The sequence below is a fragment of the Chitinophaga sp. YR573 genome (assembly GCF_900110995.1).
Taxonomy (GTDB): domain Bacteria; phylum Bacteroidota; class Bacteroidia; order Chitinophagales; family Chitinophagaceae; genus Chitinophaga.
The window spans coordinates 2352983-2368334 of the sequence record NZ_FOJF01000001.1 but is presented as its reverse complement, the minus strand read 5'-3'; the positions used below and the strand labels follow the sequence as shown (position 1 = coordinate 2368334).

Genomic DNA, 15352 nt, shown 5'->3' with positions numbered 1-15352 from the left:
AGCAGGGCTGACGAAAAGTATCTTTTCGTCAGCCTTTATAATTACAATTTATGAGCAGAAAATTATTGCCTGCTATAATAGTCATTTACGGGCTGTTATGCAGTATGGGCGCTTATGCGCAAAAAAGTGTGGTGAATGTTGGGGATGTTAAAAGTGTGCAGATAGGTAGCGGAACGGTAAAAATAGCCACTACCAATGCATTTGCAGATCTTACAGTATATAGTGCAGGTGTAATAAGAGTAAGGATGGACCGTCAGAAACTGGCAGACGATTTCTCCTATGCTGTTATTGCAAAACCTGTGGCAGTTAAAGCTGTCATAAAAGAAGATGCAGCGAATATTACGATTACTACTGATTCGCTGCAAGCCCGCATTACGAAAAGGCCTTTCTCCATTGCATTTTATACAACCGACGGTTTATTAATTAATGAAGATGAAAAGGGACTTACCACTTCCTGGGTAGGTAATGAAGTCACTTCTTATAAGAAGATGCAGGAAGGCGAACGATTCGTTGGACTGGGAGAAAAGAACGGTAACCTGGACAGAACAGGAAGTGCGTATACCAACTGGAACTCGGATGTATTTGGATATAGAGCAGATCAGGACCCCTTATACAGTACTATCCCGTTTTATATAGGCATACATCATGGGCTGAATTACGGGATCTTTTTTGATAATACTTATCAGAGTGATTTCAACTTTGGCGCCAGTAATAATCGTTTCTCTTCTTTTGGAGCAAGAGACGGAGAAATGAATTATTACTTTATGTATGCACCTGCTATAGCGGGAATCATTAATGCCTATACCAGTTTAACAGGCCGCATGCACATGCCTCCTTTATGGAGCCTTGGATATCAGCAGAACCGGTATAGCTACTATCCTGATAAAGAAGTGCTCCGTATTGCACAAACATTAAGGGAAAAGAAAATTCCTGCGGATGGTATTACACTGGACATCCATTATATGGATGCGTATAAACTATTCACCTGGAATAAAGAACGTTTCCCTGATCCGGCTAAAATGAATGCCGAATTATTAAAAATGGGATTTAGAATTACGGTGATCAATGACCCGGGAATTAAGGTGGAGAAAGGATATGCAGCCTATGAAAATGGTGTAAAAGAAAATGTATTCATAAAATATCCTGATGGTCAGTTATATACTGGCCAGGTGTGGCCTGGCTGGTGTCACTTCGCTGATTTCACCAGTGAGAAAGGACGTAATTGGTGGAAGACACAGATGAAAGGATATGTGGATAATGGTGTCTCAGGTTACTGGAATGACATGAACGAGATAGCTACCTGGGGACAGAAAATGCCCAATAATGTATTGTTTGATTATGATGGTCATCCTACTACGCATCAGCAGGCACATAATGTGTATGGGCTGGAAATGACACGTGCAAGTTATGAAGGTGCCCGTACCCTTACAGGTAAAAGACCCTTTATATTAACACGTGCCGGGTATGCCGGTTTGCAGCGTTATACGGCTATCTGGACCGGCGACAACCGTGCAGAAGAAGATCATATGCTGGCAGGCGTACGACTGCTCAACAGTCTTGGCCTAAGTGGAGTAGCCTTTACCGGAATGGACATAGGAGGTTTCACCGGCAATCCTACTGTGGGGCTGTATGCGCGTTGGATGCAACTGGGCGCATTTATCCCGTATTTCAGGAACCATACAGGTGTGAATACCAAATCGTCTGAGCCCTGGGCATATGGGGAAGAAGTGCTGGAAATAGCGCGGAATTATATTAACCTGCGTTACCGCCTGTTGCCATACATCTATAGTGCGTTTTATGAGGCTTCACAAAGTGGTATGCCTGTGATGCGTTCCCTGGCAATAGATTATACACATGATGCGAATGTATATGATACCCGTTTTCAAAATCAGTTCCAGTTAGGGAAGGCATTTTTGGTAGCGCCGTTTGAGAGTACAAAAGATTTTGGTGAGATCTATTTTCCTGCCGGCAGATGGTATAATCTGTATACTGATGAATTGCAGGCTGGAGGAGAAAAGAAGGTGGTTCCACTAGGATTACAGAAAATACCGGTGTTTGTAAAAGGTGGTAGTATTATTCCTATGCAAACACTGATACAGACTACTGCTGAAAAGCCTGCTGATACATTGTTCCTGCATGTATATAAAGGGGATACCACCAATACAATGGTGTATTATGAAGATGATGGAGAGAGTTATGATTATGAGAATGGTGGATTTTACAAGCGTACTATCCGGTATGATGATCGTCTTACACTTGAAAAAGCAGAAGGTAATTTTACTTCTAAGTTCAATAATATTAAGCTGATACTGCATGGTTTTGATTCTTTACAGCAGGTAAAGGTGAATGGTGGGGTACAGGTTTTACAATCTTCAGGCATTAATTTCCTCACGCCTATTTCCCGTTTCGATCCGCAGGGTGGGTATGCTACGCCGGACATCTGTAAGGTGTTTACGCTAAGCATAAAAAATAGTGCGGATAGGATAGTGGTGGAATTTTGATGCAGCTTATTACCCGGCTGGGGGCAGGATTGGTCGCCTCCACCGGGAATAAGCCTTTTAAAACAGATCTATTTATTTCTTCTAACGGAAATGGATAGATCTGTTTTTGTTTTTAGTACATCCTACTGTAATGACACCGCACTGGATGGAATGATTTCGATAAACACAAAATGAACAGAATGGCATATGGATACCTGAGAACTATATTTTACTTTTGAATTGTCGCTTATCTATAGTGATGCTTTTTTTGCCAACGAGATCCGTTTGTTTTTAACCAACATCTGTGAAATGAAACGTACCAATATTATTTTAAATCGTCCAATACAATTTGTGGGAATAAAGATGCTGTTGTAATCATTATTTACAAACACATTATTATTTAACTCACTGGCAATTATATGCCTGGTGTGATGGCTATGCCATTGCCTGTAAAAATATTTTCGTCGCAAACGCAGGGTTATAGAATACACAGATCCGGGAACTATTCCTGGTTCCCGGCCTCTTATTTTATGTCATATAAGAGGTAAAGGATCAATGTATTTTCTGACTTTCAGTTAAAAACATTTATACGTGGTTTTGGAATTGTTCTTAGATATAAACCGGAGACCATTCCTGGTTTCGGGGAGTTCTTAATGATGGAGTTTATAACGAGTAATAACATCGGGAGCTATTCCTGGTTCCTGACTTTTTAAGAACAGTATTCTGCAAAGCCGCTAAAGAAGCATGTTTTATAATGGTTATTAGGATTAGGGGTTAAGATGACGCAAATCCGGGTACAATTCTTTGTGCCTGGTTTTAATTTATGCATCACCGTTATAAAATTATAAATCATTTTTTTTGGGTTAATTCATAGGCTTGATTTAAAAAGCAGGCACTATTCCTGGTGCCTGAATTTTTCTGATCAGGTGTAAGCGAGGAAAACGTATTAGTTCGACGGTTTAGATCTATGAAAACGGGTACTATTCCTGGTGCCTGAAATTATTACCATTAAAAAAGCCTGAAGGATTAAAGTGAGGTACACCTTGCTCCTTCAGGCTATATCTGAATAACGCTTTTATTAACTACCTGCTTTCTGTAAAGTTTGCAACACTTCAGGTGTTACGCTACCAAACAGGGATACTCCCGCAGCGCCGTTCTGTACAGATAACCTTACACCTTTTTCAAGATCGGCCATATTGCCATTGAAATCAGGCAGATAAAGACCTGCATACAAAGGGAAACGTCCGTTTAATCCTCTCACACCTTCTGCTACAGCATCACCTATCCAGGCAACATCTTCTTTGTAGAAACCATGATAGATCATCGGGCAAACGGCGTTAAGCGGCCAGTTGGTCCAATCCTGTCTTACAATACGCTTAGCTATTTCCGGTGTTGGGAAAACAGCCGCGGATATTGGTTTCTTATGTTGTTTTGCTACTGCTGCGAGGTTCGTTACCACATTGGTAATACGATCGTACCTGAATTTTCTCCAGGAAGGGCTTTGATCCGGATGTTCCAGTTCCAAAGGATCTTTTCCTTTTAACTCCTTGTATTTTTCACGACAGGTTTCGCAATAACAGAAGTCGTACTCCGGCAATTCTTTTGACTGATCAATATTGTAGTTACTCCAGAGATTTACCGGAAGTATTACATCGCAATATCTTACATAGTCCAGGTGAAGACCATCTACATAATCTTTGGACAACACCATTTCTGCCTGTTCTTTCAGATAATTTACCACTTCCGGTTTGCTTGGGCATAACCAGCGGTAGTAACCCACGTATGGAGGATGTGTGGCACAGGATTCTCCTTTACGGTTTTTTGCGTACCATTCAGGGTGACTGGCCAGCAATTCTTTCTCGCCGCGGTTCATTGTCCATATCCAGCGATGCGCCTTTATACCGTTTTCCTTTGCTGTTTTGAAATGTTTCTCACTGTCTGCTTCAAAGAAGATATCTGCAATGCCCGCTTTTCTGTAAGAAGCATACAGCTTTTGCAGATCAGCAATGCTATCCTTTTCATTTGGATTAATCCATACGCGGTGTCTGGCCGTACCTGTCGGTTTGGATATTGTGTTTGCCTTCAATGCCAGTGTAGGTATGGCTGGTTGCATGATAGCCAGGCTGCCCAGCCCTACGGATTTCAGGAAATTACGTTTATTCATGATTAGTGCTTTTGAGATATTTTTCCTTCCTGGTTAATAGAGCAGCTCTCAGTAGAATTCTCCGTGTGTATAGTAGCAGTGTATTGATCGGAGAGCGCTTCCAGGTGTAAGGAATACGTTAAGCCGTTCTCTTTCACAGGGCCTTCAGATAAGCCTAATGCAGCCAGTGTAGTGGCATATTTACCATGATCACGTTTGTAATCACGTTGTTTATGGTAGATCTGCCAAAGGTACTCTTTCGCCTGCTCCATAGCAGGTAATGGTAATGCAACAGCCGGACTGCCTGATGGTTGTTTTACAAAGAAGATGTATCCCCATTTCTCAGGAGCATGCATATCGATGATACCTTGTGGGGACCATACCCAGTTATGCTCTGGTAATGATTTACCGGTAACTTTATCACGACGTTTAACATATTTGCCGTTCACGATATCGGTATCCCATTCTACGCGGGAGAAATTAATACGCCAGAAGGAATTGTCTTTAGGAGGGGTTGCTTTCTGATTATAGAAGCTGAGCGCCGTAAAAGGGATCGCCATTTCTACCGTCCACTTTTTGTCTTTATCACCCGCTTTGTTGAGTGTACCATCAATCTGTATGGCGGTACGCATACCATGTGCGTCCCAGCTCATGAGGGCATCTCCACCTTCGCGGTAAGGCTTGGGCATGAAGAGGTCCATCACCGTATTGTACGGATTGATCTCTATTTCAAAATAATGATGTGTGTCGTTATTGGGATCAATGAATACTTCAAAATCATTATCCTGGAAGATGATCGTATCATGCTGATGCAGGGTAGCCCAGATGTTCTGGTCTTCTAATTCTGCTGCAATGTAGAGATACTGATTATCCCATAACATTTTAAGGCGGGTACGCATAGCCGGTTTGGGCTGTTTGTCGCCTTCTATATCTGTAAAATCATCACTCCATGCGGCTTGTAACCAGGCCTTTTCATCGAATTTCCCATCTATTTTGAGGGGAGTAGGAGTTTGATAACAGTGATATTGCCTTGGCGCTACATACGCAGGCTTTAACTGGGCATTGGCGGAAAGTGTAATACATAACACTCCCAATGCATTGAACACATGACGAATAAGATGAGACATAGTATAAATATAAAACAGCTGGTTCGAATATTTCTATTTTTTCAATGAATGGTTGAAAATGTTGATGAACTACTAATTTTGAACAGTAGTATTCATCACTGCTGCAATTTGAGATAACTGGTAATCCGGACAGCCACCAGGAAGGCTGGCCACCAGGGCTCCCAGTGCGCAGGCAAATGATAAGGTATTTGCAGCTCCGTGTTTGTGGATGGTACTGTACAAGAAACCTGCCAGGAAGGCGTCTCCGCTGCCAATGGTATCTGCTACTGTTACATGGTAACCAGGATGCCGGTAAAAGGTACCATCCTGAAGGAGTACGGCTCCTTTATCTCCCATGGTGGTAATGATGGTAGGAATCACGAAGAAGTTACTCAATGCTCTTAGTCTTTCTTCCAGGTTTGCGGGCAGCTGATACCATTCGCCCAGCAGCTCCAGTTCGGACTCATTTAGTTTTAATATGTTGCAATGTTGTAAAAGCAGCCCCACGATCTTTTTATCATAATGAGGAGGGCGCAGATTTATATCCAGCACAAAAGTGCGATCACTATCCATTAAGGAGAGTAGTGTGAGTATGGTCTTTCGTGTTTCATTATTTCTGGCGGCCAGGCTGCCAAAGACCAGGTATCCTTTATCAGAATGCTGCATCAGTTGCTGCTGTTCCGGTGTCACTTTTATATAATCCCAGGCTACCGGCTGTACAATGTCATATTTCATTTCATTATTGGCTGCTGCCTTTGCAAATACTTTACCGGTTTCATGCAGAGTATCCGTTTGAATATAATCAGTATTGAGGTGATACTGTTTAAGGATATCAAGCAGTTTTTTGCCATCATCATCATTTCCAATGCCGGATATCAGTGTAGTAGCTATGGCCAGTCTGTTAAGGTGGTAGGCTACATTCATCGGTGCGCCACCGGGTAATGTTTTATCTGGTAATATATCCCAGAGTAATTCTCCAAAACAGACAACTTTATATGGTTTCATGTGTAAATGTATTGAACGCTAATTTAGTTTAAATGAGATAAAGAATGCCGGGATGCTGGATAACATCCCGGGTTAGTGCTTTTTTATCTAGCTTGTTACTTGTCTGTAGAAATAACCGGAGTACTGGAAAGCATCCCGGATTTATGGATCTCGGTCAACATTGTAATCTATGGGCTGTTACCAGCTCCGTTTCCGGACCTGGTATGTATAACTCACCATGAGCCTGATTAAATGCAATAGAATGGCCTAAGCGCTGGAAAACGCTCCTGGCGGTATTTCAACTTTGGATTATCGGAAAATGTAAAATCGGTAAGGGACATTATCTGAATGCCCCTTTTTACAAACAAATGGATATGCAAATTATGTATTGGCTGATTTTGTCAGATTTATCAGAAGCATAGTTGTGTGTATGAAATGGTTAACAATAATTGTTGCATCAAAAGTAAAATGGAAAGTTGGAATATGATGATTCCAGTCTGTTCATTGTGATTTTGCCAATATCATTTTGTTCAAGTTGCATTTATAGCATGTTGATATTTGCTAATATCAGGTTTAAATATTATGAGATAACCCTGTCTGACAGAACTTCAAAATTTTTTTCTTTAACATAAAATTGGCCTAATTCACTGATTTTCAAATAGTCTACCCGGTTGTCCATTTATCTAAAGAGCTTAAAATCAGCTTAAAAAGGTATTTATTTATGAAATATTTAAACGGTCGTTTGATTTAATTAAATGTTTGTTTAACTTTGCATCACAATACAAATTGCATATGGAATACAATCAAAAGCAAATATCAATCCTGGAGGCGGCAGAACAGCTGTTTGCTTCTCAGGGGTTCCACGGGACCTCTGTCAGGGATATTGCTCATGAGGCTGATGTGAACATTGCAATGATATCCTACTACTTCGGATCTAAGGAGAAACTGATAGAAGCTATTTTCATTAAACGCATATATGCATGGAAATTAGTACTGGATGATCTTTTAAAGGATAATACCCAATCATTTGAGGCTCGTTTTGACCGTTTGGTTGAAACATATGTGCAGAGGGTGATCAGTAATCCCTGTTTTCACCTGATGATGATCCGTGCGCAGATCCAGACAGATATAAATGTCAATGGACTGATTCACGAAAACAAAAAGGAAGTGTACGGGATAATCGATGGGTTCATTAAGGAAGGACAGGAAAAGGGGGTATTTAACGAGGTAGATACTCTAATGGTAGTGAGTACGCTTTTAGGTACTACCAATCATATTATGTCCACAAAGCATCATTTTCAGCGTCTAAGCAATCTGGAACATCTTTCGGACGAGCAGTTACAGGAATATTTAATTATTCATATAAGCACCTATTTAAAAAAATTGTTTAAAGCCATTCTAATCCATGAAGCTTAATAGTACATACAGGCGTTTATGGTCTCTGGCGGCAGGCGTATTGCTGATATTGCCATATTCCGGTAGCCAGGCACAGGACAAAAAGACTCTTTCTCTGAAAGAGGCCATAACGCTTAGTATTCAGAACAGTAAAGAATTAAAACTGAGTCAGGCAAAAATAGATGCAGCACTTGCTTCTGTTAAAACGGCTAACAATGCTCAATTACCAGATATGAGTATTTCCGGATCTTATTTAAGAATTAACAATCCTAATGTAAGTCTGAAAACAAGCAGCGATAGCAGCAGTGGGAGTTCTTCCACACCTAAAGTAAATCAGGTGGCTTATGCAATGGCTACAGTATCAGTACCTATCTTCTCTGGTTTTATACTCCAGAGCGAGAAAGCATCTGCCCGTTACCTGGCAGAAGCCGCTAAACTGGACGCGGACAAAGACCGGGAAGCTGTGATACAGAATACAGTTGATGCATACAGTAATCTATATAAATCGCAGCAGGCAGTATTGCTTGTTCAGGAGAACCTGAAACAGCAACAGCAAAGGGTAACCGATTTTTCCAACCTTGAGAAGAACGGTATCATGGCCAGAAACGATTTGTTAAAAGCACAGTTACAGGCTTCTAATGTAGAAGTATCCCTGCTGGAAGCAGAGAGTAACCTGAAGCTGGCTAATATCAGCATGAACCTTTTACTGGGTTTACCGGAAAGCACAGAACTGGCAATAGATATGAATGCTTTTGATCAGCAGGTGCCTGCCGGAGCGAAAGCAGTAACCGAATGGGAAGTGCTGGCCTTACAGAACCGTAAAGATGCAGCAGCGTTAGGTCTTCGTGAAAAAGCAGCAGATGCAAATATTAAAGCCACTAAGGGTGCTTATTATCCTTCCGTATCTTTTACCGGTGGTTATGTTGCCCTGGACGTTCCGAATTTTGTAACCGTAACTAACGCGGTAAACGCAGGTATCGGTGTAAAATATAACGTTGCCAGTTTATGGAAGAATGGTTCGAAAGTAGCAGACGCGAAGGTGCAGTTAGCACAGGTGAGAGTAAATGAAGAGATGCTGACTGATAATATTCACATAGCTGTTAACAGGGCATACCAGGATTACCTGGTAAACCAGAAGAAAATAGATATGTATCAGACAGCGATTGACCAGTCAGAAGAAAATTATAAGATCGTAAAAAATAAGCAGGAGAATAACCTCGCTACTACTACCGATCTGCTGGAAGCTGACGTGGCCAATGTACAGGCTAAACTGAACCGTGCTTTTGCAAAAGCAGATGCCATGGTGTCCTATACCAAATTACTTGAAACAGCCGGTCTTCTGAATGAATCTGGTCCGCTTGTATCTGGTAAATAGAGAAAAATTAATCGCATTCAATAATAGTAAAAGATAACAATCATATATATAGTATATGGAAACGCAAACAACTACAGCTGCAAATAAAGGTACTAACAGTGCACAGGAAGCGCCTAAAAAGAAGAACTATCGGTTCATCATTGTATTGGCAATCCTGGTAATAGGTGGCGGTACTTTTGGTATCAGCAAATACATCCACGCACAGCACCATGAAGAAACGGACAATGCACAGGTAGAAGCGAATGTAAGTCCTGTTATTCCAAGAGTGACAGGTTATGTGAAAGAGGTACGTGTAAAGGATAACCAGCGAGTGAAGAAAGGTGATACCCTCATCATTCTCGACGACAGGGACCTGCAGATAAAACTGGAACAGGCAGAAGCCGCTCTGGCAGCAGCACAGGCTAACGTAGCCGTAGCAGCCGCCAACAGCACTGCTGCTCATTCAAATATCTCTTCATCAGAAGCAAACATTGCTACTGTAAGCGCACAGATCGAAGCTGCTAAAGTAAATGTATGGCGTGCAAATCAGGATTATGACCGTTACAGTAACCTGATCAAAGATCATTCTATTACCCAACAGCAATACGAGCAGGCACTGGCTACTAAACAGAGCGCAGAACGTCAGCTGGATGTATTACAGACACAGAAGAATGTGGCTTCCCGCCAGACTTCTGCTGTAACATCGCAAAGCAGTGCTACTGCAGAACAGATCAACGCTGCAAAGGCTGTCATCAAAGAACGCCAGGCTGAAATCGACAATGCTAAACTGACATTGAGCTACTCAATCATTATAGCACCTGAAGATGGTGAAGTATCTAAAACATATGTACAACCAGGTCAGCTGGTACAGGCTGGTCAGTCATTATTCAGCATAGTATTATCACAGGATATCTGGGTGGTTGCCAACTTTAAGGAAACCCAGCTGGATAAAATGAAACTTGGTCAGGAAGTAGGTGTACACGTAGATGCATTCCCGGGTAAAGAACTGAAAGCTAAGATTACATCTTTCTCTCCTGCAACCGGCGCACGTTTCGCTTTACTGCCTCCTGATAATGCTTCTGGTAACTTCGTAAAGGTTGTACAGCGTCTGCCAGTGAAGATCGAATTTGTGAATGTTGATCAGCAGCCGGAAGTGAAACAACTGCGCCCTGGTATGAACGTGGTTGTAGATGTTCACCTGGACTAAAAATATGATCGGTTACGAATGATCAATTACGAATTACGGGAATGGTACTACTCTAAGACTGGATTTATTCTTCGCACGTCGTAATTCGTAATTGAACATTCGCCAACTGATTTTTACACACATAATTGAATAAAGGGATGGAACTGCAACAAAATTCATTAGTAGAGTATGGCGCCCGCAGGGTGATCATTACAATTACTGCCATTTTTTGCGCCTTACTTGAAATAGTGGATACCACCATCGTTAACGTTGCATTGAATGATATGCGCGGTAACATGGGTGCTACCCTCAGTGAGATCGGATGGGTGATCACCGCTTACGCTATCGGTAACGTGATCATTGTGCCAATGACCAGCTGGCTGGCGCAGCAATTCGGAAGACGCAACTACTTTGCGGTTTCCATTATCATCTTCACCGTTTCATCTTTTCTTTGCGGTAACGCTTCCACTATGTGGGAACTGGTGTTATTCCGCTTCATACAGGGACTTGGCGGTGGTGCACTGCTGGTAACATCACAAACTATTATTACAGAAAGCTATCCTCCTGAAAAGCGTGGTATGGCACAGGCAATTTATGGTTTGGGTGTAATCATTGGTCCAACCTTAGGCCCCCCTTTAGGTGGTTATATCGTAGATAACTTCTCCTGGCCTTATATCTTTTACATCAATATACCTATTGGTGTAATTGCAACCCTTCTTACACTGCAATTTGTACGAAGCCCGAAATATGGTGAGAAGAAATCTGCCAGTGAGATTGACTGGTTTGGTATTATTTTCCTGGCATTGGGAGTGGGTTCCCTGCAATTTGTACTGGAGCGAGGGCAGGAAGATGACTGGTTTAATGATATTACCATATTACTATTAACGGTTACAGCAGTACTTGCTTTCTTCTTCTTCATCTGGAGAGAACTGGTATATAAAAACCCGATAGTAGAATTAAGGGTAATGAAAAACGGAAACCTGAGAGTGGGTACACTACTGTCTTTCTTACTGGGTTTCGGTTTATATGGATCTACATTTATTATTCCGCTGTATACACAAAGTACATTAGGCTGGACAGCAACACAATCCGGTATGCTGATGATTCCCGCGGCGCTTACCACAGCATTTATGATGCCTATTATTGGTAAGATGCTTGAGAAAGGAGTGCCGCAGCCATACCTGATTGCGTTCGGTATGTTACTGTTCTTCGTATATAGCTTCTGGGGATATAAAATAATTACACCTGATACAGGCGCTGATGCATTCTTCTGGATGCTGATAGTACGTGGGGTAGGTATGGGTATGTTGTTTATTCCGATTACAGCGCTCTCATTATCTACACTCAAAGGTCAACAGATAGGACAAGGTGCGGCCTTTACGGGTATGATGCGGCAGTTAGGTGGTTCTTTTGGTGTGGCATTGATTACCACATTTATAGCACGCCGTAATGAGTCTCATCGCTCAGATCTGGTAAGCAAACTGGATACGAATAATCCTGATGTGATGAACCGCATAAATGGTATGGCCAATGGTTTTATGAGTAAGGGTATGGATTCAAAAGCCGCACTCGGAACTGCTTACAAGGCAATGGACTATAGCATCGGCAAACAGGCAGTGGTAATGTCTTATATGGAAGTGTTCCTTTATCTGGGAGTATTGTTCCTTATCTGTATACCATTAATGCTGCTGGTAAAGAGTAATAAGCAAAAAGGAAAATTAGACGCAAGTGCTATGCACTAAAAGATATTAAAGATATGTTACTAACAGTGTAACAGTTGTAGGTTTAGGTAATGAGCCGGAATAATCTTATTCCGGCTTTTTTCATAGGTATAAGGCAAAAGAAAAAGGGCCCTCCCGCGACAGGGCTGGCCGTTTCATTGTTTCGGTGTGTTTAATTTTACTTTAATTGTATTATGCGGAAAGTGATTATTTCTGCTGAGAGAGAAGTAAGGGAGCAGGAATGTTAATATCTACTTTATCATCCTGATAAGGCTAATAATATACTTTAGATATAAGTCTAATCTTGTCATTTACAATGATCGTAAACTTGCACAATTATAATATATTTTGATTATAATATCAAGTATAAATATTGATAAAGTAACAATTATGTGCAAAATATTCATGTTTAAGGATTTATACACATTGAGATGTATTTCCTTCAAATGTGGAAAAATATCTGCGAAGAAATGAGCATGGATAGTACCTTTGTCTTACCTATATTGTCATGGCATCAGGTTTGCCCCCAATAATCAGCATTAGAATTAACCAACGATTTTAATAGATAGGACAGATCAATTTTATAATAAAAGGAAGAATCCCAAAATTTACTCTTTATGAAGAGAATTGCTTTTGCATTTGCAACCATCGGTACGTTATTCGCCATCTTAGCACAATACGCTGTCACCAATGACTGGGCGTGGTTCCGTGTATTCCATACACTTGGTTTCATCGGATATATTCTTATCATCAGCGCAATTGCTTATTTTTCACTTTTATTCATTCATCAGTTATCAAGAGAAGAAAAGGTGAAAATGAAGAACAGGAGTGTTGATGCGCAATTAAAATAAGAAAGGTGGAGAATTTTATATTAAAGTTTGAATACATGGACAAGCCTCATATCCTTGAGGTACATCCACATTTACAACAGTACAAAGCTACTTTCAAAGTGACTGTAGAACAGCATGAGATTACCTTCGAAGAAGATGAAGAAGGGTATCTCCGTGCTATTGGTAATATTCATTCTCATATGCCGAATATGGAACCAGGCCTGCTGGAAGAAATTGCCCGCAGGATTGTGGAAGCCGTAAATCAGGATCAGTAATTACTGATCCTCGTTCGCTTCATTGATCAGTGAACTTTCATCCCAGCCCTGTGCGGGAGAATTCCAGCGTGTAACCTTATCATTCGCCATCAGTTTTTCCAGTTCTTCTATACGTTCCTTCACCGTATTTATATATAATTTCTTATCGTTCCTGATAGCAGAAAGCCCCTTCAGTGCCTTGTCTTCCTGCTTACGGAATGTACTGGCTATACGATGTGCATGATAAGCCCTGATGCCCAGCATATTCAGTGCATCGGCGCCCATACGTAAAGATGTATCAAGCGTTTCCCGATAGATGTGTAATACACCCAGGTCCATCAGTTCATAAGTATCCGGAATATTTTCTGCCTTCACCAGCATTTGCAGATGAGGGAAATGTTTGCGTACTACTTTTACCACTTCCAGTGTCTGCTCTACTGTGTCCATGGCAACGATAATTATTTTCGCATCTGATGCTCCGGCGGCTTCCAGCAGATCATGACGGGAGGCGTCTCCGTAATATACTTTTTCACCTAAGTTCCGTAAGGCGTCCACACGGTCAGAATCCAGGTCCAGTATGGTTGCCTTGATACCGTTTACGCGAAGGAACCTGCCTGCGATATTTCCAAAGCGGCCAAAGCCGGCAATGATAACCGGGTGTTTTTCCTGTAAATGTATTTCGTCCGGCTGACGGGTATTCCTGTCTGCTACGTTAAAGCGTGGCTGTATTACTTTTTCATACAGCATCATGAGCAATGGAGTAAGCGCCATACTGATGGCCACTACGGCCGTCATAATACTCACAGTAGCTTCCGGCAGTATGTTGTATTGATTTGTAAAGGATAATAACACAAAGGCAAACTCTCCTACCTGTGACAAAGCCACTCCGAATAAAAGATTCTGTTCTGTACTGATACGGAACACTTTACCCAGCGTTAATAAAATGATAGTCTTTAATGTCATCAGTGCAGCTACCAGTCCTACGATCACCCAGGGCATGGATAATACCAGTTTGAAATCTATAGACGCACCTACTGCCATAAAGAACAGGCCCAGTAATAGCCCTTTAAAAGGCTCTACGTCGCTTTCCAGTTCGTGGCGGTACTCACTATTCGCCAGTACCACGCCCCCCAGGAATGCGCCTAATGCAGGGCTTAAACCTACCAGCGACATCAGCACTGAAATGGAGACTACCAGCAGTAAGGCAAAAGCGGTGAACAGTTCACGCACACGGGCACGGGCAACTATACGTAGTAATGGTTTTATCAGGTAACGGCCGGCCACAATGATCACGACTACCGCTCCCAGCACAACGAGCGTTTGTCCCCATGCGGGCAGGTTATCGCGGAGTGTATGCCCGTCTTTGTGCGTGGAGCTGGCACCTGCCAGCAGCGGGAAGATAGCCAGCATGGGAATCACGGCGATATCCTGGAACAGTAATACGGAGAAGGCACTTTGCCCGGCGGAAGAAGAGAGAGTCCCTTTCTCTTTAAGGCTTTGCAGCACAATGGCCGTAGAGGAAAGTGACAGTGTCATTCCCAGCGCCAGCGAAGCATTCAGCGGCTGGCCGAGTAATAAAGCCCCGCCCGTGATCACAGCAGTGGTAATCAGTACCTGCAATCCGCCCAATCCGAGGATGGGGGCACGCATATTCCATAGCAGCGCCGGTTCCAGTTCAAGACCGATGAGGAACAGCATCATCACTACACCAAATTCCGCGAAGTGCATAATGTCCTGTCCTTCCTGTCCTATGAACCCCAGCATGGACGGCCCGATGACCATACCTGCCAGCAGGTATCCCAGTACGGAACCTAATCCCAGTTTCCTGGCTAACGGTATAAAGATGACCGCTGCAGCCAGATATATCATTGTTATAAAAAAGTAAGAATGTTCCATAGC

11 protein-coding genes are annotated in these 15352 nt (G+C 42.1%); 7 read left to right on the top strand and 4 right to left on the bottom strand.

Annotation, left to right across the window (positions count from 1 at the left end; translation table 11 throughout):
* The first annotated feature begins 50 nt into the window (after positions 1–50).
* A complete protein-coding gene (locus BMW86_RS09850) occupies positions 51–2501 on the top strand; it encodes a glycoside hydrolase family 31 protein (protein WP_089781339.1) in 2451 nt (816 codons plus the stop codon).
* A gap of 1057 nt (positions 2502–3558) precedes the next feature.
* Here the strand turns inward: BMW86_RS09850 and BMW86_RS09845 are convergent.
* The 3 genes from BMW86_RS09845 to BMW86_RS09835 form a co-directional block, all read right to left on the bottom strand.
* The gene (locus BMW86_RS09845) at positions 3559–4644 is read right to left on the bottom strand and encodes a family 10 glycosylhydrolase (RefSeq protein ID WP_177189209.1); all 1086 of its coding nucleotides are present in this window, start codon (positions 4642–4644) and stop codon (positions 3559–3561) included.
* A 2-nt stretch (positions 4645–4646) separates the two neighbouring features.
* On the bottom strand, positions 4647–5750 hold the full coding sequence (locus tag BMW86_RS09840; RefSeq protein ID WP_089781335.1) for a carbohydrate-binding family 9-like protein: 1104 nt from the start codon (positions 5748–5750) through the stop codon (positions 4647–4649).
* Between the two features lie 72 nt (positions 5751–5822).
* Positions 5823–6734 (bottom strand): carbohydrate kinase family protein, encoded by a 912-nt coding sequence (locus BMW86_RS09835; RefSeq protein WP_089781333.1) that lies wholly within the window; start codon positions 6732–6734, stop codon positions 5823–5825.
* Between the two features lie 771 nt (positions 6735–7505).
* On the opposite strand from BMW86_RS09835, the gene BMW86_RS09830 reads away from it, so the two are divergent.
* The 6 genes from BMW86_RS09830 to BMW86_RS09805 all read left to right on the top strand — a co-directional run bounded on the left by BMW86_RS09830 (position 7506) and on the right by BMW86_RS09805 (position 13474).
* The gene (locus BMW86_RS09830; RefSeq protein WP_089781331.1) at positions 7506–8129 is read left to right on the top strand and encodes a TetR/AcrR family transcriptional regulator; all 624 of its coding nucleotides are present in this window, start codon (positions 7506–7508) and stop codon (positions 8127–8129) included.
* Positions 8119–9483 carry a TolC family protein gene (locus tag BMW86_RS09825; RefSeq protein WP_089781329.1) on the top strand — a complete coding sequence of 455 codons (1365 nt, stop codon included), beginning with the start codon at positions 8119–8121 and terminating at the stop codon, positions 9481–9483. Before BMW86_RS09830 ends, BMW86_RS09825 begins: the two co-directional genes overlap by 11 nt.
* Positions 9484–9538: 55 nt before the next feature.
* Positions 9539–10669, top strand: coding sequence for an HlyD family secretion protein (locus tag BMW86_RS09820; protein WP_089781327.1), 1131 nt, complete (start codon positions 9539–9541; stop codon positions 10667–10669).
* A 137-nt stretch (positions 10670–10806) separates the two neighbouring features.
* Positions 10807–12390 carry a DHA2 family efflux MFS transporter permease subunit gene (locus BMW86_RS09815; RefSeq protein WP_089781325.1) on the top strand — a complete coding sequence of 528 codons (1584 nt, stop codon included), beginning with the start codon at positions 10807–10809 and terminating at the stop codon, positions 12388–12390.
* Positions 12391–12986: 596 nt separating this feature from the next.
* A complete protein-coding gene (locus BMW86_RS09810) occupies positions 12987–13220 on the top strand; it encodes a hypothetical protein (RefSeq protein WP_089781323.1) in 234 nt (77 codons plus the stop codon).
* Between the two features lie 35 nt (positions 13221–13255).
* Entirely contained in the window at positions 13256–13474 is a 219-nt protein-coding gene (locus BMW86_RS09805; RefSeq protein WP_089781321.1) for a hypothetical protein, read from the top strand.
* On the opposite strand, the gene BMW86_RS09800 is transcribed toward BMW86_RS09805, so the two are convergent.
* Positions 13475–15349 carry a monovalent cation:proton antiporter-2 (CPA2) family protein gene (locus BMW86_RS09800; protein ID WP_089781319.1) on the bottom strand — a complete coding sequence of 625 codons (1875 nt, stop codon included), beginning with the start codon at positions 15347–15349 and terminating at the stop codon, positions 13475–13477.
* Positions 15350–15352 lie beyond the last annotated feature (3 nt).